21 protein-coding genes are annotated in these 21,263 nt (G+C 63.6%); 10 read left to right on the top strand and 11 right to left on the bottom strand.

Features of this window, described 5'->3' with window-relative positions:
• Window positions 1–16: 16 nt before the first annotated feature.
• Window positions 17–202, bottom strand: a complete 186-nt coding sequence (locus tag AC07FD_RS30285) for a hypothetical protein (RefSeq protein WP_478352862.1) — start codon at window positions 200–202, stop codon at window positions 17–19.
• A gap of 110 nt (window positions 203–312) precedes the next feature.
• On the opposite strand from AC07FD_RS30285, the gene gcvA reads away from it, so the two are divergent.
• The 10 genes from gcvA to AC07FD_RS30235 all read left to right on the top strand — a co-directional run bounded on the left by gcvA (window position 313) and on the right by AC07FD_RS30235 (window position 11,937).
• A complete protein-coding gene (gene gcvA, locus AC07FD_RS30280) occupies window positions 313–1,218 on the top strand; it encodes a transcriptional regulator GcvA (RefSeq protein WP_478352827.1) in 906 nt (301 codons plus the stop codon).
• Window positions 1,219–1,448: 230 nt separating this feature from the next.
• Complete coding sequence (locus tag AC07FD_RS30275; protein WP_478352826.1) at window positions 1,449–2,759, top strand: ABC transporter substrate-binding protein; 1,311 nt, start codon at window positions 1,449–1,451, stop codon at window positions 2,757–2,759.
• 122 nt (window positions 2,760–2,881) lie between these two features.
• A complete protein-coding gene (locus AC07FD_RS30270; RefSeq protein ID WP_478352825.1) occupies window positions 2,882–3,754 on the top strand; it encodes a carbohydrate ABC transporter permease in 873 nt (290 codons plus the stop codon).
• A gap of 10 nt (window positions 3,755–3,764) precedes the next feature.
• Window positions 3,765–4,589 carry a carbohydrate ABC transporter permease gene (locus AC07FD_RS30265; RefSeq protein WP_478352824.1) on the top strand — a complete coding sequence of 275 codons (825 nt, stop codon included), beginning with the start codon at window positions 3,765–3,767 and terminating at the stop codon, window positions 4,587–4,589.
• A 70-nt stretch (window positions 4,590–4,659) separates the two neighbouring features.
• Entirely contained in the window at window positions 4,660–5,658 is a 999-nt protein-coding gene (locus AC07FD_RS30260) for an ABC transporter ATP-binding protein (RefSeq protein WP_478352823.1), read from the top strand.
• 2 nt (window positions 5,659–5,660) lie between these two features.
• Window positions 5,661–6,431, top strand: coding sequence for an L-iditol 2-dehydrogenase (locus tag AC07FD_RS30255; protein WP_478352861.1), 771 nt, complete (start codon window positions 5,661–5,663; stop codon window positions 6,429–6,431).
• Window positions 6,432–6,516: 85 nt separating this feature from the next.
• Window positions 6,517–7,995, top strand: a complete 1,479-nt coding sequence (locus AC07FD_RS30250) for a mannitol dehydrogenase family protein (protein ID WP_478352822.1) — start codon at window positions 6,517–6,519, stop codon at window positions 7,993–7,995.
• 14 nt (window positions 7,996–8,009) lie between these two features.
• Window positions 8,010–8,693: an HAD family hydrolase gene (locus tag AC07FD_RS30245; RefSeq protein ID WP_478352821.1), complete on the top strand. Its 684-nt coding sequence runs from the start codon at window positions 8,010–8,012 to the stop codon at window positions 8,691–8,693.
• Entirely contained in the window at window positions 8,690–10,276 is a 1,587-nt protein-coding gene (locus AC07FD_RS30240) for an FGGY-family carbohydrate kinase (RefSeq protein WP_478352820.1), read from the top strand. The genes AC07FD_RS30245 and AC07FD_RS30240 overlap by 4 nt, the downstream gene beginning before the upstream one ends.
• A 257-nt stretch (window positions 10,277–10,533) precedes the next feature.
• Complete coding sequence (locus tag AC07FD_RS30235) at window positions 10,534–11,937, top strand: MATE family efflux transporter (protein ID WP_478352819.1); 1,404 nt, start codon at window positions 10,534–10,536, stop codon at window positions 11,935–11,937.
• Between the two features lie 93 nt (window positions 11,938–12,030).
• On the opposite strand, the gene AC07FD_RS30230 is transcribed toward AC07FD_RS30235, so the two are convergent.
• From AC07FD_RS30230 to speB, 10 genes are all read right to left on the bottom strand, one after another.
• Window positions 12,031–12,600, bottom strand: coding sequence for a GNAT family N-acetyltransferase (locus tag AC07FD_RS30230; protein ID WP_478352818.1), 570 nt, complete (start codon window positions 12,598–12,600; stop codon window positions 12,031–12,033).
• Between the two features lie 104 nt (window positions 12,601–12,704).
• Entirely contained in the window at window positions 12,705–13,691 is a 987-nt protein-coding gene (locus tag AC07FD_RS30225; protein ID WP_478352817.1) for a methyltransferase, read from the bottom strand.
• Between the two features lie 149 nt (window positions 13,692–13,840).
• A complete protein-coding gene (locus AC07FD_RS30220; RefSeq protein WP_184873003.1) occupies window positions 13,841–14,644 on the bottom strand; it encodes an ABC transporter permease in 804 nt (267 codons plus the stop codon).
• A complete protein-coding gene (locus AC07FD_RS30215) occupies window positions 14,641–15,495 on the bottom strand; it encodes an ABC transporter permease (RefSeq protein WP_478352816.1) in 855 nt (284 codons plus the stop codon). The genes AC07FD_RS30220 and AC07FD_RS30215 overlap by 4 nt, the downstream gene beginning before the upstream one ends.
• Window positions 15,492–16,529 (bottom strand): ABC transporter ATP-binding protein, encoded by a 1,038-nt coding sequence (locus AC07FD_RS30210; RefSeq protein ID WP_478352815.1) that lies wholly within the window; start codon window positions 16,527–16,529, stop codon window positions 15,492–15,494. The genes AC07FD_RS30215 and AC07FD_RS30210 overlap by 4 nt, the downstream gene beginning before the upstream one ends.
• A gap of 196 nt (window positions 16,530–16,725) precedes the next feature.
• Complete coding sequence (locus AC07FD_RS30205) at window positions 16,726–17,814, bottom strand: ABC transporter substrate-binding protein (RefSeq protein ID WP_477393082.1); 1,089 nt, start codon at window positions 17,812–17,814, stop codon at window positions 16,726–16,728.
• A gap of 73 nt (window positions 17,815–17,887) precedes the next feature.
• Window positions 17,888–18,532 carry an amino acid ABC transporter permease gene (locus AC07FD_RS30200; RefSeq protein WP_478352814.1) on the bottom strand — a complete coding sequence of 215 codons (645 nt, stop codon included), beginning with the start codon at window positions 18,530–18,532 and terminating at the stop codon, window positions 17,888–17,890.
• Window positions 18,529–19,185, bottom strand: coding sequence for an amino acid ABC transporter permease (locus AC07FD_RS30195; protein ID WP_478352813.1), 657 nt, complete (start codon window positions 19,183–19,185; stop codon window positions 18,529–18,531). The genes AC07FD_RS30200 and AC07FD_RS30195 overlap by 4 nt, the downstream gene beginning before the upstream one ends.
• 6 nt (window positions 19,186–19,191) lie before the next feature.
• Complete coding sequence (locus tag AC07FD_RS30190; protein WP_478352812.1) at window positions 19,192–20,001, bottom strand: transporter substrate-binding domain-containing protein; 810 nt, start codon at window positions 19,999–20,001, stop codon at window positions 19,192–19,194.
• 80 nt (window positions 20,002–20,081) lie between these two features.
• Window positions 20,082–21,143, bottom strand: coding sequence for an agmatinase (gene speB, locus AC07FD_RS30185; protein WP_478352811.1), 1,062 nt, complete (start codon window positions 21,141–21,143; stop codon window positions 20,082–20,084).
• Window positions 21,144–21,263: the final 120 nt, after the last annotated feature.

Here is a 21,263-nt window from a genome sequence, read left to right as displayed (position 1 = left end):
GATAAAGCCAGCCGGGCTATTTGCCCCGCCCAAAAGGGTCGTTGCCGTCGAGGAAGCCGACGTCGCGCTGCAGATGCGGCGACAGGTCCCTGATGTCGAGATGCGTCCGTTTTCTGATTGCGAACCAGCCGAATCCGTCCGTGAGCCACGAAATCCAGCGATGATCTGGGGTGGGAGTGCACTTTTGCTGCGCCATGGTCATGATCGTCAACCTTCGCTATCCTGAACCCGAATGAATGGTTGACCCTGAATGTCGGTCTTGCCGGCCGGCTTTGCCAATCGAACATCTGTTATGGCCCATAAGGAGGTTTTATGCCTGACCTCAGCTCGCGACAGCTCTCCCAACTCCCGCCGCTGCAAGCGATCAGGGTGTTCGACGCGGTGGCGCGGCATCTTTCCTTCACCAAGGCCGCCGAGGAACTCGCCATGACGCAGGCGGCGGTCAGCTATCAGATCAAGGTGCTGGAGGAGCGCGTCGGCGCGCCGCTATTCCTGCGCCGGCCGCGGCAGATTGTGCTGACCGAAGCCGGACAGCGCCTTGCCCCGGGGGTCAGCGAAGCCTTTGCCCTTCTTGGCCAGGCCTACGCCGCGGCGCGTGGCGGCGCCGACGGGCTGCTGTGCGTCACCACGGTGCTGACCTTTGCCTCGAACTGGCTGGCGCACCATCTGGGCTCGTTCCAGATCGCTCATCCCTCCCTTGCCGTACGGCTCGAGACGTCGAGCCGCCTGACCGACTTCGCCCGCGAGGATGTCGATCTCGCCATCCGTTCGGGCGGCGGCAAATGGCCGGGACTGGAAGCCTACAAACTGCTCGATGCCGATTTCACGCCGATGCTGAGCCCGAAACTCGCGGCGAGCATCGGCGGCGTCAAAGAGCCGGCCGACCTGTTGCGGCTGCCGATCCTCGATCCCGGCGACATCTGGTGGACCGAGTGGTTTTCGGCTGCCGGCGTCAACTCGCACGACCTTGCCAAACGGCCCGGCAGCAGCATGGGCGCGCAGGCCTATGAGGCCAATGCAGCCATCGCCGGCCATGGCGTGGCGATCCTGACCCGGGCGCTGTTCAAGGCGGAACTCGCCGACGGCCGCCTGATCCAGCCTTTCGACCTGGTTGGCGACGATGGCCACGCCTATTGGCTGGTCTATCCCCAGGCGCGCCGCAACGTGCCGAAGATCCGCGCCTTCCGCGACTGGCTGCTGGCCGAAATCGCCTGCTGACAGGCAAATCCTCCGGCAAGCCAATCCTGCCCTGTCGCCTGAATAGCTGTCCTGTCGCCTGAATGCCCAGGACCGGCGAAGTCGGCTTGGCAATTTCCACGCACACATGGTCCGTCGACACCGCCGGGTGCTGCGCTGCAGCATCGAATCCGGCTTGACATAATTGACGCCAGGTGAGTAATTGCTCAAAGCCAAGGCAAATGCTCATCTTGGTTCATGGGAGGAATTTGATGAAACTTCACACGCTCACCCTGGGCTTGTTGTCGGCCAGCGCTCTTGCCTTCGCCGCACATGCCGAATCCATCACCATCGCCACCGTCAACAATGGCGATATGGTCCGCATGCAAAAGCTGACGGAAGACTTCACCAAGGCTAACCCCGACATCCAGCTCAACTGGGTCACGCTCGAAGAAAATGTGCTGCGCGAGCGTGTCACCACCGACATCGCCACCAAGGGCGGCCAGTATGACGTGATGACCATCGGCACCTATGAAGTCCCGATCTGGGCCAAGCAGAGCTGGCTTCTGCCGCTCGACAAGCTTGGCGACGACTATGACGCCAAGGACATCATCCCGGCCATCGCCGGCGGTCTTTCGGTTGACGGCAAGCTCTATGCAGCGCCTTTCTACGGCGAAAGCTCCTTCGTCATGTACCGCAAGGACCTGATGGACAAGGCCGGGCTGAAGATGCCCGACGCGCCGACCTGGGACTTCATCAAGCAGGCCGCCGACAAGATGACCGACCGCGCCAATGGCGTGAACGGCGTCTGCCTGCGCGGCAAGGCCGGCTGGGGCGAGAACATGGCCTTCCTGACCGCCATGTCGAACTCCTTCGGCGCACGCTGGTTCGACGAGAACTGGAAGCCGCAGTTCGACCAGCCCGAATGGAAGAGCACCCTGCAGTTCTATGTCGACCTGATGAAGGCCGACGGTCCTGAGGGCGCATCGTCCAACGGCTTCAACGAAAACCTGGCGCTGTTCCAGCAGGGCAAGTGCGGCATGTGGATCGACGCCACGGTCGCCGCATCCTTCGTATCGGACCCGAAGAACTCGACCGTCGCCGACAAGGTCGGTTATGCGCTGGCGCCCGACAATGGCCTGGGCAAGCGCGGCAACTGGCTGTGGGCCTGGTCGCTGGCCATTCCCGCCGGCACGCAAAAGGCAGATGCCGCCGAGAAGTTCGTTTCCTGGGCAACCAGCAAGCACTATGCCGACCTGGTGGCCTCGAAGGAAGGCTGGGCCAATGCTCCTCCCGGCACGCGCTCCTCGCTCTACGCCAATGCCGAGTACCAGAAGGCGGCTCCGTTCGCCAAGATGACGCTGGACTCGATCAATGCCGCCGACCCGACGCATCCGACCGTCAAGCCGGTGCCGTATGTCGGCGTGCAGTTTGTCGCCATCCCTGAATTCCAGGGACTTGGCACCACTGTCGGCCAGCTCTTCTCGGCGGCTCTTGCCGGCCAGTCGAGCGTCGACGATGCCTTGAAGCAGGCCCAGGACGCTGCCACCGCGGCAATGACCGAAGGCGGGTATATCAAGTAGGCTCCTCCCGGTGCCGAATGCCGGTCGCCTCCTTGACCGGCAACGGCCGCCCGAGTCCCAGTTCGGGCGGCCGCCTTTAACGCCTTTTGAAAATTCAGTCTGACCATTGAAGGGTGACCGTCATGGCTACTCAGCAGACCCGTTCGCTTGCCCGTTTCATGATGGCGCCATCTGTCGTGCTCCTGCTGGTCTGGATGGTTGTTCCACTGGCGCTCACGCTGTGGTTCTCCTTCCAGCAGTACAACCCGCTCAACCCGATCCGCGATGGGTTCGTCGGCTTCTCGAACTACGCGCTGTTCTATTCCAACCCGGCATTCCTGCAATCGATCCTCAACACGCTTACGCTGGTGATCAGCGTGCTGCTGATCACGGTGATCGGCGGCATCCTGCTGGCGTTGCTGATCGATCAGCCGATGTGGGGACAAGGCATTGTCCGCATCCTCGTCATCTCGCCGTTCTTCGTCATGCCGCCGGTGGCCGCCTTGGTCTGGAAGAACATGATCATGCACCCGCAATACGGGGTATTCGCCGACATCGCGCGCTTCTTCGGCGCCCAGCCGATCGACTGGTTCGGGCAGCATCCGATGACGGCGATCATCATCATCGTCGCCTGGCAGTGGCTGCCCTTCGCGACGCTGATCCTGTTGACCGCGCTGCAGTCGCTCGACGGCGAGCAGAAAGAGGCCGCCGAGATGGACGGCGCCGGCTTCGTCAGCCGCTTCATCTATCTGACGCTACCGCACATGTCGCGCGCCATCACCGTCGTCATCCTGATCCAGACGATCTTCCTTTTGTCGGTCTATGCCGAGATCCTCGTCACCACCAATGGCGGCCCTGGATACGCCTCCACCAACTTGCCCTTCCTCGTCTACCAGAAGGCCTTGCTGGAGTTCAAAATCGGCCAGGCATCCGCCGGCGGCATCATCGCTGTCATTCTCGCCAACATCGTTGCCTTCTTCGCCATGCGCGCCGTCGGCAAGAACCTGGACAAATAGGGAGGATACGATGGCACGCTCAGTCACCACCCAGCACAAGACAATCGCGACCGTTGCCGCCTGGATTGTCGCGCTGCTGATCTTCTTCCCGATCCTCTATACGATCATCACCTCGTTCAAGTCGGAGCAGGAAGCCATCCAGGGCTTCAACCTGATCCCGTCGGGGACGTTCGAGAGTTACACCGAGGTTCAGGCGCAGAGCGGCTACTTCAAGTTCTTCCTGAATTCGGTGCTGCTCTCGGTCGGTTCGACCATCCTGGCCTTGCTGGTCGCCATTCCGGCGGCATGGTCGATGGCCTTCTCGCCGACCAAGCGGACCAAGGACATCCTGATGTGGATGCTCTCCACCAAGATGATGCCGGCGGTCGCCGTGCTGTTCCCGATCTACCTGATCTTCCGCAACCTCGGGCTGCTCGACAGCCGCATCGGCCTGATGGTCATGCTGATGCTGATCAACCTGCCGATCGTGGTGTGGATGCTCTACACCTACTTCCGCGAAATTCCGGGCGAGATCCTGGAAGCCTCGCGCATGGACGGCGCATCGCTGTGGGGTGAGATTTGGTACGTGCTGACGCCGATGGCGGTGCCGGGCATCGCGTCTACCATGCTGCTCAATATCATCCTGGCCTGGAACGAGGCGTTCTGGACGATCCGGCTGACCACCACCGAAGCCGCGCCGCTGACCGCCTTCATCAGCTCGTTCTCCAGCCCGCAGGGCCTGTTCTGGGCCAAGCTTTCGGCGGCCTCGACGCTGGCCATCGCGCCGATCCTGATCATGGGCTGGTTCAGCCAGAAGCAGCTGGTGCGCGGCCTGACATTTGGTGCAGTCAAATAATGGCCGGTTCGGTGAAGTAACGGAAATTGCCTGAAGCAATCGGCAGAAATAACCCCTCGGGGAGGAAACCATGGGAAACATCACGCTCAAGAACGTCTCCAAATCCTTTGGATCGACGTCCATCATCCCCGGCCTCGACCTGGTGATCGAAAATGGCGAGTTCGTCGTCTTCGTCGGCCCGTCGGGTTGCGGCAAGTCAACGCTGCTGCGCCTGATCGCCGGGCTGGAGGACACCAGCGGCGGCACCATCAACATCGACGGCCGCGACGTCACCGGTGAAGCGCCAGCCAAGCGCAAGCTGGCCATGGTGTTCCAGTCCTACGCGCTCTATCCACATATGACGGTGGCCAAGAACATCGCCTTCCCGCTCAAGATGGCGGGCGAGGATCAGGCAACCATCGACAAAAAGGTGAAGGACGCGGCGCGCGTGCTGAACCTGACCAACTATCTCGAACGCCGGCCCGGCCAGCTCTCCGGCGGCCAGCGCCAGCGCGTCGCCATCGGCCGGGCCATCGTGCGCCAGCCTTCGGCCTTCCTGTTCGACGAACCGCTATCCAACCTCGACGCCGCCCTGCGCGGCACCATGCGGCTGGAGATCAGCGAGCTGCATCATCAGCTCAAGACCACCATGATCTACGTCACCCACGACCAGGTCGAAGCCATGACCATGGCCGACAAGATCGTCGTGCTGAACGCCGGCAACATCGAGCAGGTCGGCTCGCCGATGGAACTCTACAAGACGCCGAAGAACCTGTTCGTCGCCGGCTTCATCGGCTCGCCGAAGATGAACCTGATCGAAGGGGCGCCGGCGGCCAAATACAGCGTCAAGACCATCGGCATCCGCCCCGAGCATATGGAGATCTCGACCACGGCAGGCGAATGGAAAGCCATAGTCGGCGTTGCCGAGCATCTCGGCTCCGACACCTTCCTGCATGTCCAGGCCGAAGGCGTCGGTCCGCTGACGGTGCGCGCCGACGGCGAACTCGCTGTCCATCACGGCGACACCATCTACCTGACCCCCGACAAGGCCAAGCTGCATCGCTTCGGCGCCGACGGGAAGGCAATGTGAGCATGCGCCTGGCCGGCAAATCCGCGCTGATCACGGGCTCGGCCCGTGGCATCGGCAAGGCATTCGCCGAAGCCTATGCCGGCGAAGGCGCCACCGTTGCCATCGCCGACATCAATCTCGAGGCCGCGCAGAAGACGGCCGCCGGGATCGGCGGCCAGGCCTATGCCGTGAAACTCGATGTCACGGATCAGGCATCGATCGACGCAGCGGTAAAGGCTGTGGAGACCAGGACCGGCGGCCTCGACATACTGATCAACAACGCGGCTTTGTTCGACCTGGCACCGATCGTCGAGATATCGAGGGCGAGTTACGAAAAACTGTTCTCCGTCAATGTCGCCGGTACGCTGTTCATGCTGCAGGCCGCGGCCCGCTCGATGATCGCGCGCGGCAAGGGCGGCAGGATCATCAACATGGCGAGCCAGGCCGGGCGGCGCGGCGAGGCACTGGTCGGCGTCTATTGCGCCACCAAGGCCGCCGTCATCTCGCTGACCCAGTCGGCGGGGCTCGACCTGATCAAGCACCGCATCAACGTCAACGCGATCGCCCCTGGGGTCGTCGACGGCGAACACTGGGATCACGTCGATTCGCTGTTTGCAAAGTGTGAGAACCGGCCGAAGGGCGAGAAGAAGAAGCTGGTTGGCGAGGCGGTGCCGTATGGCCGCATGGGCACGGCGCAGGACCTCGCCGGCATGGCGGTCTTTCTCGCCAGCAGCGATGCCGAATACATCGTCGCCCAGACCTACAATGTCGATGGCGGCCAGTGGATGAGTTGAGGGCGGGGGTGGTCTCTGCTCCTCGTCCCTCCGCGGGGAGCAGAGGCCGACAAACAAAGCCGAAGCCGGCCAAAGGGTAAAACAGATGACCGTGAAACTCTCGTCTTCCAACCTCGCCAAGCTGCCCGCCAAGGTTGCCGGTCCCAAATACGACCGCGCGGCGCTCAAGCCCGGCATCGTGCATTTCGGCGTCGGCAATTTCCACCGCTCGCATCAGGCCGTCTATCTCGACGATTTGTTCAATTCGGGCATCGGCCATGAGTGGGCGCTGGTCGGCGCCGGCGTGTTCGAGGGCGAGAAGATCGGCCGCGGCAAACTGGAGGAGCAGGACTGGCTGACCACCGTGGTCGAACAGGATAGCGGCCATATGAGTGCCCGCGTCACCGGCGTCATGATCGACTTCCTGATGCCGGGCGATGCGGCCGGCATCATCGAACGGCTCGCCGACCCGGCGATCAAGATCGTTTCGCTGACCATCACCGAAGGCGGCTACTTCATCGACCCGGCTTCCGGCGTCTTCAACCCGACCCATCCCGACATCGTCGCCGACGCGCAGCCGGGCGCCACGCCGAAGACGGTGTTCGGTATCATCCTCGCCGGGCTGGTCCGCCGGCGCGATGACGGCGTCATGCCGTTCACCGTCATGTCCTGCGACAACATTCCCCACAATGGCCACGTCACCTCCGATGGCGTCATCGGCCTTGCCCGGCTGATCGACGAGGATCTGGCAAATTGGGTCAGCGAACATGTCGCCTTTCCCAATGGCATGGTCGATCGCATCACGCCGGCCACCACGGACCGCGAACGCGGAATTCTCGCCAGCGAGTTCGGGCTGGAGGACAACTGGCCGGTGTTCTGCGAGCCGTTCCGGCAATGGGTGCTGGAAGATCATTTCACCGACGGTCGGCCGCCGCTGGAAAAGGTCGGCGTACAGTTCGTCAAGGATGTCGCGCCCTACGAATTGATGAAGATCCGCATCCTCAATGGCGGCCATGCGACGATCGCCTATCCGGCCGGGCTGATGGACATCCATTTCGTCCATGAGGCGATGCACGAGCCGCTGGTGCGCGGCTTTCTCGACAAGCTCGAGCATGACGAGATCATGCCGACCGTGCCGCCGGTGCCGGATACCAATCTGGAAGAGTATTACCAGCTCATCGAGAGCCGCTTCTCCAATCCCAAGATCGGCGACACGGTGCGCCGGCTTTGCCTCGATGGTTCCAACCGCCAGCCGAAATTCATCATCCCGACCATCGCCGACCGGCTGAAGGCCGGAAAAGGCGTCGCCGGCCTGGCGCTGGAATCGGCCCTCTGGTGCCGCTACTGCTTTGGCACGACGGACAGCGGCACCGTCATCGAGCCCAACGACCCGAGCTGGGACCGGCTGCAGGCGACGGCAAAAGCGGCAAAGGACGCGCCCGCCGCCTGGCTTGCCATGGAGGACATCTACGGCGATGTCGGCCGCGCGACGGCGTTTGTCGAGGCATTCGCCCATGCGCTCAACGTGCTGTGGGCGAATGGCACGCGCGCGACGCTGACGCGCTACCTCGCCGGCGAGCTCTGAGATCATTCGACGCCATGACGCCTGAACTGGTCATCTTCGACTGCGATGGCGTGCTGGTCGACAGCGAGGCGCTCTCCGTCTCGGCGCTGCTCGGCATGATCAGGCTTGCCGGCGGCAGCATCGGCGAGGATGCCGCCTACGAGCATTTCCTCGGCAAGAGCATGAAGAGCGTACGCGAGATCCTCGGCCGCGACTTCGGGCTTGATATCACCGACAGCCATCTGACCGACATGCGCGTCGAGCTGATGCGAAGGTTTCGCGAAGAGCTGAAGCCGATCCCTGGCGTCAAGGAGATGCTGCCGAGGCTTAAGCTGCCATTCTGTGTCGCGTCCTCGGGCACGCTCGACCGCATCCGCTACGCGCTCGACGTCACCGGATTGCTTGGGCTGATGGAGCCGCATCTGTTCAGCGCCGGCATGGTGACCAGGGGAAAGCCCGCGCCGGACTTGTTTCTCCATGCCGCCGCCAGCATGCGAGCCGATCCGCGCAAATGCCTGGTCGTCGAGGATAGCCCAGCCGGCATCGCTGCCGCGCGGGCGGCGCGCATGCGCGTCTTTGCCTTCACCGGCGGCTCGCATGCCGGCAACCCGACCTTGCAAGCGCGGCTTGCGTCGAGTGAACCGGACTTTATATTCGCTGACATGCTGCAATTGCCCGATCTGATTGCAGGCCTGGGAGCGAGAGTAAGAGCATCTTGACGAAACAGTTCGTTTGCGCGGTCGATGTCGGCACCGGGAGCGCTCGCGCGGGCATTCTCGACACCAGCGGCACCTTGCTCGGCCGTGCCGAGCGGCCGATCGCCATGAACCAGCCGAAGCCCGATCACGCCGAGCATGATTCGCGCGATATCTGGTCGGCCGTCTGCATCGCCGTGCGTGCCGCGCGCGAGAAAGCCCGTGTCGCCGCCGAGGATGTCGTCGGCATCTCCTTCGATGCCACCTGTTCGCTGGTGGTGCGCGACCGGCAAGGCGACCAGCTCAGCGTCTCGGTCACCGGCGACAGGCGTTGGGACACCATTGTCTGGCTCGACCACCGCGCCATCGCCGAGGCCGACGAATGCACGGCCAGCGGCCACGCCGTGCTCGACTATGTCGGCGGCGTCATGTCACCGGAAATGGCGACACCGAAGCTGATGTGGCTGAAACGGCACCTGCCGAAGATCTGGAATGAAGCCGGCTATCTATTCGACCTGACCGACTTCCTGACCTGGCAAGCGACCGGCTCGCTGGCTCGTTCGCAATGCACGCTGACCGCCAAATGGACTTATCTGGCGCATGAGGAGACTGGTTGGCGCCGCGATTTCTTCGAGCTCGTCGGCCTCGACGATCTTTTCGAGCACGGAAACCTGCCCGAGAGGGCCAGTCCGGTGGGCACCGATATCGGCCCGCTGACGGCGCAAGCGGCGGCGGATCTCGGCCTGACGCAGAAATGCCGGGTCGGCGCCGGCGTCATCGATGCCTATGCCGGCGCGCTTGGCGTGCTCGGCGGTTTTGCCGGCGACGAACAGGACATCGGCCGGCACCTGGCGCTGATCGCCGGCACGTCGAGCTGCGTCATGGCGATGTCGCCCGATCCACAACCCTTCGCCGGGGTCTGGGGTCCGTACTACGGCGCGGCGTTGCCGAAGCTGTGGCTCTCGGAGGGCGGGCAATCCGCTACCGGCGCCCTGCTCGACCACATCATCCGCTGGCACGGCGCCGGCGGCGAGCCGGACGCCGCTATGCATGCCAAGATCGCCAGGCGTGTCGCCGAACTGCGCACTGCCGAAGGCGAGGCGCTCGCGGCAAGGCTGCATGTGCTGCCGGACTTCCACGGCAACCGGTCGCCGCTCGCCGATCCGCACGCCGTCGGCGTGGTCAGCGGGCTGACACTGGACTCGTCCTTCGACAGCCTGTGCAAGCTCTACTGGCGCACCGCTGTCGGCATTGCGCTCGGCGTACGGCATGTGCTGGAGGCGTTGAACGAAAACGGCTACCTGATCGACACGCTGCATGTCACCGGCGGCCACACCAAGAACCCGCTGCTGATGGAGCTCTATGCCGACGCCACCGGCTGCACGGTGGTCGAGCCGCTGGCCGACGAAGCGGTGCTGCTCGGCACCGGCATGGTCGCCGCCACCGCAGCCGGGCTTTTCCCCGACCTCAACGCCGCCTGCCTTGCCATGCAGCAAGGCGGCAGGACGCGTGCGTCGAACCCGAAATCGGCCGGGCGTTTCGACCGCGATTACAGGGTTTTCCTCGAAATGCACCGGCAGCGGCAGATGCTGGACGCGATCAGATAGGAGCAATTCCAGGAAAAGTGTGAAACGGTTTTCCCGGGAAAAGCGCATAGCGCTTTCCCTTAGGGAATTGCGTCAAACAAGGTGAAAGAGAGTGCGCGAGCCGATCGCTGGCTCAATCTGTTCCGGCCCCTCCTCTCTTGCCTTCATGTCGCGTTTCGTCCAAAAGCTGACGCAAACGCTGCGAAACCGAAGGTTTTGCCGTTTGAAATGCGGCTTCCGGCTCCTTGCCGACGTGCCGCACTGGAAAGAGCGGAACAATGTCTGCGATCGAAGCCGGCGCTCGCGCGCCGGAAAATCTTTGGCGTCAGGAAATCAGGGCGACGCTGGCGCTCGCCTGGCCGATGGTGCTGACCAATCTCGGCCAGACCGCGATGACGGCGACCGACGTCATGATGATGGGTCGGCTGGGGGCGGACACGCTGGCCAGCGGCGCGCTTGGCGCCAACCTCTATTTCATGCCGCTGATCTTCGGGCTCGGCCTGATGCTGGCGACGTCGCCGATGATTGCCACCGAGCTTGGCCGCCGCCGCCATTCGGTGCGCGACCTGCGCCGCACCGTGCGCCAGGGCCTGTGGCTGGCGATCCTGATCTCGATCCCGATCTGGCTGGTGCTTTGGCACGGCGAGGCCATTCTGCTGGCGATGGGCCAGGAGCCCGCGCTGGCGCATCAGGCCGGCATCTACCTGCGCTGGCTCGAATGGGCGGTGCTGCCTTTCTACGGCTATATCGTGCTGCGCTCGTTCATCTCGGCGCTGGAGCGGCCGGGCTGGGCGCTGATCATCGTCTTCGTCGCCGTCGCCTGCAACGCCCTCTTCAACTGGGTGTTCATGTTCGGCAATCTCGGCGTGCCATCGATGGGGATTGCCGGCTCGGGGCTTGCGACCACGCTGTCCAGCACGCTGATGTTCGTCGGCATGGCAGTGGTGGTGATGCTGGAGAAGAAGTTCCGGCGCTACCGTCTGTTCGGGCGCTTCTGGCGGTCCGACTGGCCGCGCTTCAAGGGGCTGTTGCGGCTCGGCATGCCGATTGCCGGTATCCTGGCCTTCGAGGTGACCATCTTCAACGCCGCGGCACTGCTGATGGGCCTGATCGACGCCGATTCATTAGCCGCGCATGCGATCGCCATCCAGATCGCCTCGATCAGTTTCATGGTGCCCCTCGGCCTCAACCAGGCGGTGACGGTGCGCGTCGGGCTTGCGCATGGCGCCGGCAATCCGGAAGGCGTTTCCCGCGCCGGCTGGACCGCCTTTGTCATCGGCGTTTCGTTCATGGCGCTGATGGGGCTGGTGATGATCCTGTGGCCGCATCTGCTGATCAGCGCCTTCATCGATCTCGCCAACCCGGCCAATGCCAGGGTGATCGCTCTTGCCGTGTCGTTCCTGGTCTTTGCAGCCCTGTTCCAGATCTTCGACGGCGCGCAGGCGGTTGCCGCCGGCATGCTGCGCGGCCTGCACGACACCAAGGTGCCTATGATCTACGCCGCGATCGGCTATTGGGGCATCGGCCTGCCGCTCGGTGTGCTGCTCGCCTTCCATTTCGGCTTCCATGGCGTCGGCATCTGGATCGGCCTGTCGTCGGGGCTGGCCGTGGTGGCGGCGCTGCTGCTGGCGCGCTGGCTGCGGCGGGACCGCCTAGCGCCGCCATTGGTGTTTGGGCACTGAGCAAAGGCCTGATATCGTGGCTCGTCAAACGACGGCCCGCGAAACGTCGTTAAGCGCCATGAGCCGACGCTTGGCATCGAGGCGACGAATGCATTAGCAGTCTGGCATCGGGTTGCTCGCCAACAGTGACGATCCGATGTCTTCGTCGAGCGCAAGACGCTCGCAGCGCTCGCCGTCGGACTCATCGATGAAGCTCTCGATATGCTTGAAGCCGAGCTTCGCCAATATCCGCAGCGACGCGAAATTGCGCGCCGCCGCCTCGGCCGTCACCCGTTCAAGCGCCAGAGTTTCAAAGGCGTAGCGGATGACTTCGCGCGCCGCCTCGCTGCCCAGCCCGTGCCCCCAATGCGCACGCGCCAGCACAAATCCCAATGCGGCTGCCTTGGCGTCGGTTGCTCCGAAGGACAGGGTTATCGTCCCGATCGAGTCCGATACCCCTGCCTGGTCTATGGACCACTTGATCGCCTTGCCGTCAGCGAACCGCTGACGCGAACGGGCAAGCCATCGTTCGCCCGCGCTTATGTCGTCGGGAACGGGATCGCCGGCAAGGGAGGCGGATTCGACATCCGTCGCGCGCGCAAACCATGCCGGGATATCCCGTTCGCTCGGCGCCCGAAGCACGAGCCTTGGTGTCGAGAGCCTGGGAAATCGGACAGCTTCCATGGGGGCATTTTCGACGTGAGGCGGCGCCGATGCAACGGCCCGGCATACTGCCGTGTGCTCATGGGCGCCTGCCCCCGCGTCCGAAATCAGGCATCCAGCAACAATCAGCCCCCGAGGCGCGCACGAAACAAGGTGCAGCCGTCCGTCAGCCGCGACCTCGAAATATCGCGGAATCCAGCCTCCGTCATCCACGCTCGATACTGACCTTCAGTGTACGATTCGCCGTTGCGATAGAGGTTCAAGAAGGTGAGATTCAGAAAGACACCCTCACGCGGGCCGAGGCGGTCATCATCGACGACACCCCACCCCGCAATTGCGATCTCGCCGCCCGGTGTGAGGCAACGCGCCGCGTTCAGGATCGAACTGCGCGCCTGGTCCGGAGGCAGGACCTGGACGACGGCCTTCAGGATCGCCAGATCGTGCCGACCGATCGATGGCGCGACAGTTATGTCCCCCTCTTCGACGACCACGTCGTCGGCACCATATTCTGACAGGATATCTGGCGCGACCGCTGCGACCGTTGGGAGTTCCATCAGCGTTGCCGCAATCTGCGGCCACCGCTCGCGAAGTCCGACGAGAATGGTCCCTGGGCCCCCGCCGATGTCGATCACCGAACCGATCGCCGAGAGGTCCATCTCCTGGGCCAGAAGTCGGCCGAAAATCACCGCCCCCGGTGCGAGCATGCGGCTGAAGGCCGCCGCTGCCTCGGGCCCTGCTTCGGAAAAATCGTGCAGCGCAGCCGGCCGGTTCTGGCGCAGCGACTCTGCGGTCAGCAGGTCAGCTCCCCAGAGTTCGCGCAGGAGCGCATGATCGCCGCAGCGATAAGTCGGCTTGGACGCGTCGAGGAAGGCCGACGCTTCGGCTCCGTTGCGAAATTGGCCATCCTCGACTTCGAGGAAATCGATGCTGGCGAGCGCGTAGAGGAGCCGCGACAGACGATCGGGCTCGACTTTGAGCGCGGCCCCAAGGCTGTCAGCAGTCATCGCGCTGCCACCGAGCCGGGTGAAGATGCCAAGGTCCAGCCCGGCTCGAAGCGCCAAGGCGGGGGGCACGGCTTTGATCATCTTGTCGATCCGATCAGAATCCACCATGTCGCATCCCCTTCCGCGATCCAGGACCGACTAAGATTAGAACTTCGTTCTCCGGAAAGTGAAGACAAAATCATTATTTCGAGCGACCGACACGATGACGTCACGGCACTGGCAAATCGGCGGCCGTTTTCGTTTTCGCACAGGTCCGGTCAGTTGCCTTCGGACGACATCGCGCCGAGCAGCCTGCGGATGTCTCCGAACTTGGCGATCGATCCGAACACCAGGGCTGCCACCGCGACGAAGAACACCGACACCGACGCCATGGTCGGCGTGTAGCCGTAGCGCAGCGCGTTGAATATCTTGATCGGCAACGTCTCGGTGGTGAACCCGATCGTCATATAGGCGACGATGTATTCGTTGAGCGACAGCACGAAGGCGAAGGCGTAGCCGGAGACGAGGTAGGGCAGGATCAGCGGCAGCACCACCGTCTTCAGCACCGTGCGGTCGTCAGCACCCATCGTCGCGGCGGCCTCGACCAGCGAGCGGTCGATCGACGCAAAACCCAGCGACAGCGTCACCAGCGGCAGCGTCACGAAGAAGATGGCGTGGCTGATGATGGCGGTGAAGAACTGGCCGAACAGCCCGACCGTCGCCCAGAAGGTGAGGAAGCCGAGCGCCGTGATGACCGGCGGCAGGATGAAGGGCGCGAGCCCCAACACCTGGAAGATGTTTGCCCAGGGCGCAATGCGCCGCCACAGGAACCAGGCGAGCGGCAGCGCGATGGCGACCGCGATCGCCGCCGAGCAGACGGCGAGCGTCACCGAATGGATCAGCGCCAGCCGCCATTCCGGATCGGCGAAGATCTGACCATACCAGGCGAGCGAGAAGCCTTTCGGCGGGAAGGTCAGTTCCTGCCGCGCGTTGACCGAGACGCCGGCGACGACGATCAGCGGCGCGGCCAGAAACAAAGCCACGATGGTGAAATAGAGCCGGCGAAGGAAGGTGGCGGTCATAGTGCGTTCTCCCTGCGGCCGACGAGCAGCGTCAGCCCGACCAGCGCCAGCGAGATCAGCACCAGGAAGACCGCCATGGCGGCTGCGAACGGCATGTTGGACTGGTAGATCGCCTGGTCGGTGATCAGTACCGACAGCGTCCAGTGGCGTGGCCTGCCGAGGATCTGCGGCAGCAGATAGGAGCCGAGCGCGAAGACGAAGACCATGATCAGCGTCGCCACGATGGTGTTGCGCAGCGCCGGGGTGACGACGTTGAAGAAGGCTTTGACCGGCGAGGCGCCAAGCGTGCGGGCGGCCTCGAGCAGTGTCGGGTCGAGGCGGACCAGGGCCGGATAGAGCACCAGTATGGTGTAGGGCAGCGCCTGGTAGGTCATGCCGGCCAGCACCGCGCCGAAGGTCGGCAGCAGCGCCACCGGCTTGTCCATCAGCCCGAGCGCGACGAAGAGGTTGGTGATGCCGGCGGTCTGCGAAAACAGCGTCGACCAGGCAAAGCCGATGATGACCTCCGACAGCGACAGCACCGACAACAGGCCGACCAGCCACAGCGTCTGCACGCGGCGCGAGCGCTTGGTCAGCAGATAGGTGAACGGAAAGGCGATTGAGACGCAGCAGACGGCGACCAGCACCGCCAGCATCAGCGAAAAGCCGAGCACGCCGGCGAAGAAGGTGGTCAGGAATCGCGCATAATTGTCGATGACGAAATCGGGCGTGTAGAAACCGGCCGGATTGCGCTTGAAGAAGCTGACCGCGATCATCGTCGAAAACGGCACGACGAAGAACACCACGAGCATCAGCCCGGGGAACAGCAGCGGCGTATAGTCGGCGAGTGATTTTGGCGCTTCGCGTCTCATGAGCCGAGCACCACGCAGCTCTCGGGCGGCAGCGTGACGCCGACCTTGGCGCCGACCGAGACGTTGGGTCTCTCTCGCGGCGTCGCCACCGCGATGATGCTGGTGCTGCCAACCTCGACGAAGGTCTCGATGGTGCCGCCGAGATCGCGCACGAAGGTCACCTGGCCGGTGATGGCGCGGCTGCCAGGTTGGCCCAGATGCACGTCTTCGGGACGGATCGACACCGAGGCCTTGGTGACGCCGGCCGGCATGGCGAGGCCCGGAATGGCGGTGCCAAGGATGGTGGTGCGTCCGGCGCTGTCGACCTCCGCCGGCAGAAGGTTGGTGATGCCGATGAAATCGGCGACGAAGGCGTCGGCCGGCTTGCGGTATATCTCGATCGGTGGTGCCGCCTGCAGGATCCTGCTGTGGCCCATGACCACGACCAGGTCGGCCATGGTCATCGCCTCGCGCTGGTCGTGGGTGACGACGATGGTGGTGATGCCCAGCCGCTGCTGCAGCTGGCGCAGTTCCACCTGCATGGCCTCGCGCAGTTTGGCGTCGAGCGCCGAAAGCGGCTCGTCGAGCAGGAACAGCTTCGGCGACAGTGCCAGCGCACGGGCGATTGCCACGCGCTGGCGCTGGCCGCCCGAAAGCTTCGCCACCGGCCGGTCGGCAAAGCCGGGCAGGTGGATCAGCGTCAGCAACTCGTCGACGCGCTTCTTCTGCTCTTCCTTCGAAGCGCCGCGGATGCGTAGCGCGTAGGCGATGTTGTCGCCGACCGAAAGATGCGGAAACAGCGCCAGCGACTGGAACACCATGCCGAGATTGCGCTTGTGGGTCGGCAGCGGCGTAATGTCCTCGCCGTCGAGCACGATGGCGCCGCTGGTCGGCTCCTCCAGGCCGGCGATCATGCGCAGCAGCGTGGTCTTGCCGCAGCCGGATGGTCCAAGCAGGCAGACGAAGGTGCCGTGCGGCACGTTGAGCCGAACATTGTCGACCGCGATGAAATTTCCGAAGGCCTTGGTGATGGCGTTGATATCAAGTCCGGACATGGCTGATCCTGTTAACCGGAGGATATGGGATGGTTCTTCGCCGCCTCGCTTTCGCGGCGGCCTCTCCTCGGTCGCAAGAGGAGAGGCGCCGCGGTTTCGGCGCTTAGCATATCCTCTCCCATCGCAATGGGAGAGGTGGTTCGCGAAGCGACCCGTCATGAGGAGCGCTTCGATGTCGGGCGAGCTGTTTTTCGGCTTAGCCGACGATCAGCTCGGTCCACTTCTGGTTGATCCAGTCGGCCTTGGACGTATAGAGGTCGTAGCGCGGAATGATCGGCTCGATCTCCGACGACACCGATGCGAACTCGGCCGGCGTCAGGTCGAGCACCTCCTTCTTCAGCGTCGGCGTGGTGCCGACCTTGCGCGACATCACGCCCTGCATCGACGGCTGGCTCATATAGTCGATGAAGGCATGCGCCTCGTCGACCTTGGTCGAGGCGCGCGACAGAACCCAATTGCCGGAGTCCTGGATGCCGCCTTCCTTCGGGAAGGTGGTGCGGACATGGAAGCCGTCGGCGATCGCGAGGCCGGTGACGTCGTGATAATACTGGCCCATCGGGATTTCGCCCGACTTCAGCGCCTGCTCGAACTGCGCTTCGTCGCGATACCAGAGGCGCACATTCGGCTTGACCTCGGCGAGCTTCTCGAACGCCTTGTTCAACCCTTCCTCGGTGTCGAGGGCATTGGTGCCGCCCATGAAGGTCTTGGCCGTCACTTCGAGCAGGAACGAGTTGGAGGCGAGCGCCAGCAGGCCGAGCTTGTCCTCGTTCGCCTTGTCCCAGAATGCCGCCCAGGAGGTCGGCGCCTCCTTGTAGACATCGGTGTTGGAGACCAGCGTGATCCACCAGGCCACCGCACCGATGCCGGCAACGCGGCCATCCGGATATTTGTTGATGAAGCGCGGCAACAGGTCGCCGTAATGCTTGAACTTGGAGGTGTCGAGCGGCGTCCACAGTTCGGTCGACTGGCCCTTGAGCGTCGAGGTCTGCGACATCATCGAAAGATCGGCCGGCGCCTGGCCCGCCTTGGCCGCCTGTTCGAGTTGCACCAGCCACGCCTCGCCGGTCGGCTCGGCAACCGATTCCACCGCGATGCCGGTGGCCTTGGTGAAGTCGGGGAAGACGTGCTCGTCGAAGGATTTCTTGAAGTAGCCGCCATAGACGCCGACCTTCAGCGACTTGTCCTGCGCCCGCAGGATCGACGGCATGGCGAGCACGCCGGCCGTCGCCAGGCCAGCGCCAAGCACGCTGCGCCGGCTGACTTGTGTTGCGATCAATCTGTTCATCTGGTCTCTCCTCTGTTTGTGCCGGTTCTCCGGCTGGTTCCCTTGATTCCGTTGTCCGCCGTCTTCTTGCGGCTCAGTGGGCGGCGCGTCGTTCGAGCGAACGCGCGTATTGCGTCAGTGGAAAACACATGACGAAAAAGATCAGCGCCACCAGCCCGTAGACCTTGAAGGGTTCGAAGGTCGCATTGTTGATGGCGTTGGAGGTCCGCACCAGCTCCTCGAAGCCGATGATCGAGGTGAGCGCCGTCGACTTGATGAGCTGCACCAGGAACCCGACGGTCGGCGCGCGGGTGATCGAAAACGCCTGGGGCAGGATGATCAGCCTCAGCTCCTGCAGATAGTGCAGGCCAAGGCTGGCGCCGGCATCCCACTGGCCACGCGGCAGGGCGTCGACGCCGCTGCGCCAGATCTCGGCCAGATAGGCACTGGCGAAGAAGGTGAGGCCGAGCACCGCCGCCGTCCACGGCTCGATGCGCAAGCCGAGCATCGGCAGGCCGAAGAACATCAGGAACAGCTGCATCAATAGCGGCGTCCCCTGGAACAGGGCGATATAGCTGGAGGCAACGCGCCGGCTCCATTTATTCTTGGCGATCCTGAAGAACAGCACGACCATGCCGACTACGCCGCCGCCAACGAAAGCGGCCAGCGACAAGAGCACCGTCCAGCGTGCGGCGAGCAAAAGGTTGCGCACGATGTCCCAGAAGGTGAATTCGATCATGACACGCCAGCCCCCAGGACGCGGCGTCCGCCCGTGACCAACAGCCGGCGCAAGGCCATCGACAGGACGAGATAAACCAGCGTCACGACAAGATAGGTCTCGAAGGACCGGAACGTGCGTGCCTGCAGCATGTCGGCCTCGTAGGTAAGCTCGCGCACCGCGATCTGCGACACCACGGCGGACTCCAGCATCATGATAACGATCTGGCTGGTCAGCGCCGGATAGATCACCTTGAGCGCCTGTGGCAGCACGATCTTGACGAACACCTGGCGTGGCCTCAAGCCCAGCGCAAGGGCTGCTTCGGTCTGTCCGGGCGGCACGGCGTCAAGCCCAGCGCCGACGATCTCGATCGTGTAGGCCGCCATGTTGAGCGTCATCGCCAGGATGGCGGCCAATACCGGGTCAAGCCTGATCCCGAGGCTGGGCAGCCCGAAGAAGATGAAGAACAGTTGCACCAGGAACGGCGTGTTGCGCATCACCTCGACATACCAGGCAATGGCCCGCTTGAGCAGCACCGGGCCGTTTCGCCGTCCCGCAGCACCCAGGATGCTGAGGAATGTCCCCGCCAGCGTGGTCACAGCGATCAACAGGATCGTCGTGACCGCTCCGCGCGCGATGTCACCCGCAGCCCCTGGAAGCCAGGCAAAGGCCACCGGATCTCAATCCTTGAGGTTGTCGGGGTTGAGCGGCGTCTTCAGCCAGGCCTGCGAGCTTGCGTCCAGCTTGCCGTCCGCCAGCATCTTGGCGATGGCGTCGTTGACCGCCTTCTTCAAGCTGTCTTCGTTCTTGTTGAGACCGATATGCGAAGGCGAGGTCAGAAGCTGGAACTTCTGCTCCGGCTTCAGCGCGTCCTGCTTGGCCAGCACCTGCGCGCCGACATCGTTGCCGACGACCATCAACTGCGTCTGGCCGGAGATGAAAGCCTGGATCACCGAATTGTAGTTGTCGAAACGCTTGATGTCGGCCGACGCCGGAGCCGCTTCGGTGAGCGAGGTGTCCTCGAGCGTGCCACGGTTGACGGCGATCGACTTGTCGGCAAGGTCTTCCTTGCCTTTGACCGTCAGCGCCGCCGGACCGATCACGGCGATGTAGTAGGGCGCGTAGGCAGCGGCGAAGTCGATCACCTGCTCACGCTCCTTCGAATAGCCGACGCTCATTAAGATGTCGACGCGATGGTCGTTCAGGTACGGGATACGGTTCTGGCCGGTGACGGCCACGGGATTGAGCTTCACCTTGAGCGTGTCGGCAATGTATTGCGCGACATCCATGTCATAGCCCTTGAGGCTCATGTCGGCGCTGGCCGAGGAGAAGGGCGGAAAATCGGCGAAGACGCCGACATTGATGGTGCCGGCCCTGGTGATGTCCGCCAGGGCGTCGGCATTGGCGGCTTGCGTGGCGAAGCCGAGGCCAGCGGTGCCAAGCATCAGCACGGCGGCGATGGATGATTTGAGTGCGATACGGATCGTCATTTTTATTCCCCTCTGGAAGCTTTGTGTGTTTGGGTCGGCCGCCGGCTCCAGCGCAGCAGCCACCTTTGCTTGTCTAGACGTCAGGCTCCTTTACCGGTGATCGCCGGGCTGAACACCATCAGGCTCAGGATTTCGAACAGAACCTGGGCGCCGGCGTGCGCCGTGTTGGTGGTCGCGTCGTATTGCGGCGCCACCTCGACGACGTCGCCGCCAACGATGTTGAGGCCCTTCAGGCCGCGCAGCAGTTCGAGCACTTCGCGCGTCGTCAGGCCGCCGACCTCGGGCGTACCGGTGCCGGGCGCGAAGGCCGGATCGACGCTGTCGATGTCGAAGGAGATATAGGTCGGCCCGTCGCCGACGATCTTGCGCGCCTTCTCGATGATGGCGGGGATGCCGAGACCGGTCACCTCCTCGGCATGCACGACGGTCATGCCGGACTCGTAGGTGAACTCCCACAGATATTCGGCCGAGCCGCGAATGCCGATCTGGATCGTGCGCGCCGGATCGAGGACGCCGTCGAGCACCGCGTTGCGGAACGGTCCGCCGTGGTGGAACTTGGTCATGTCGAACAGGCCACTGGTGTCGCAATGGGCGTCGATGTGGATCAGGCCGACCGGAGCCTTCTTGCCGACGGCCTTCAGGATCGGATGGCTGATCGAATGGTCGCCGCCGACCGACAGCGGGATGACGCCGGCATCGACGATCTGGTTGGTGCGGCGCTCGATATCCTCATGGCTGATCTCGAGCCGGTAGCGGCTGCGGAACGGCGTGTCGCCGATGTCGGCGACCCGAAGTTCATGCGTCGGGGCGCATTCCAGCACGTGATTGTAGGGGCCGATGCGTTCGATGGCGCGCAGCGCCCTTGGCCCGAAACGCGAGCCCGGCCGGTTGGTGACGCCAAGGTCCATCGGCACGCCGATCATCGCCACCTGCAGGTCGCCGAAATCCGGATTGTCGGCTGATATTTCGCGGTAGGGGGCGGCGAGGAAGGTCGGTATGCCGGAATAGGGCGCCAGCCGGGTTCCGGACTTGGAAAATATCTTGTCGGCGACGCGCCGGAACTTCGGGTCGAACATTTCGCCGCCATGGCTCTCGCCATATTTGCGACGCAACGCGTCGAGCTTGCCGCGATCGTAACCCATGTCCGCTCCTCCTGCCGGGCCTGATGCAATGCGGCCGCCGGTGATCTTGGCGAAGCGACCGTCATCCGGCCGGGTCGTTGTCCCGCTGGCTGCCTGCAGATTTCACGTCTTGATGCTGTT

This window comes from Mesorhizobium waitakense (assembly GCF_056431085.1).
This window is presented reverse-complemented; position numbering and strand designations above follow the sequence as displayed.

What these genes read in the sequence shown, in the direction of transcription:
- AC07FD_RS30285 (WP_478352862.1), bottom strand. Translation starts at nt 202, where the DNA reads ATGACCATGGCGCAGCAAAAGTGCACTCCCACCCCAGATCATCGCTGG.
- gcvA (WP_478352827.1), top strand. Translation starts at nt 313, where the DNA reads ATGCCTGACCTCAGCTCGCGACAGCTCTCCCAACTCCCGCCGCTGCAA.
- AC07FD_RS30275 (WP_478352826.1), top strand. Translation starts at nt 1,449, where the DNA reads ATGAAACTTCACACGCTCACCCTGGGCTTGTTGTCGGCCAGCGCTCTT.
- AC07FD_RS30270 (WP_478352825.1), top strand. Translation starts at nt 2,882, where the DNA reads ATGGCTACTCAGCAGACCCGTTCGCTTGCCCGTTTCATGATGGCGCCA.
- AC07FD_RS30265 (WP_478352824.1), top strand. Translation starts at nt 3,765, where the DNA reads ATGGCACGCTCAGTCACCACCCAGCACAAGACAATCGCGACCGTTGCC.
- AC07FD_RS30260 (WP_478352823.1), top strand. Translation starts at nt 4,660, where the DNA reads ATGGGAAACATCACGCTCAAGAACGTCTCCAAATCCTTTGGATCGACG.
- AC07FD_RS30255 (WP_478352861.1), top strand. Translation starts at nt 5,661, where the DNA reads ATGCGCCTGGCCGGCAAATCCGCGCTGATCACGGGCTCGGCCCGTGGC.
- AC07FD_RS30250 (WP_478352822.1), top strand. Translation starts at nt 6,517, where the DNA reads ATGACCGTGAAACTCTCGTCTTCCAACCTCGCCAAGCTGCCCGCCAAG.
- AC07FD_RS30245 (WP_478352821.1), top strand. Translation starts at nt 8,010, where the DNA reads ATGACGCCTGAACTGGTCATCTTCGACTGCGATGGCGTGCTGGTCGAC.
- AC07FD_RS30235 (WP_478352819.1), top strand. Translation starts at nt 10,534, where the DNA reads ATGTCTGCGATCGAAGCCGGCGCTCGCGCGCCGGAAAATCTTTGGCGT.
- AC07FD_RS30230 (WP_478352818.1), bottom strand. Translation starts at nt 12,600, where the DNA reads ATGGAAGCTGTCCGATTTCCCAGGCTCTCGACACCAAGGCTCGTGCTT.
- AC07FD_RS30225 (WP_478352817.1), bottom strand. Translation starts at nt 13,691, where the DNA reads ATGGTGGATTCTGATCGGATCGACAAGATGATCAAAGCCGTGCCCCCC.
- AC07FD_RS30220 (WP_184873003.1), bottom strand. Translation starts at nt 14,644, where the DNA reads ATGACCGCCACCTTCCTTCGCCGGCTCTATTTCACCATCGTGGCTTTG.
- AC07FD_RS30215 (WP_478352816.1), bottom strand. Translation starts at nt 15,495, where the DNA reads ATGAGACGCGAAGCGCCAAAATCACTCGCCGACTATACGCCGCTGCTG.
- AC07FD_RS30210 (WP_478352815.1), bottom strand. Translation starts at nt 16,529, where the DNA reads ATGTCCGGACTTGATATCAACGCCATCACCAAGGCCTTCGGAAATTTC.
- AC07FD_RS30205 (WP_477393082.1), bottom strand. Translation starts at nt 17,814, where the DNA reads ATGAACAGATTGATCGCAACACAAGTCAGCCGGCGCAGCGTGCTTGGC.
- AC07FD_RS30200 (WP_478352814.1), bottom strand. Translation starts at nt 18,532, where the DNA reads ATGATCGAATTCACCTTCTGGGACATCGTGCGCAACCTTTTGCTCGCC.
- AC07FD_RS30190 (WP_478352812.1), bottom strand. Translation starts at nt 20,001, where the DNA reads ATGACGATCCGTATCGCACTCAAATCATCCATCGCCGCCGTGCTGATG.
- speB (WP_478352811.1), bottom strand. Translation starts at nt 21,143, where the DNA reads ATGGGTTACGATCGCGGCAAGCTCGACGCGTTGCGTCGCAAATATGGC.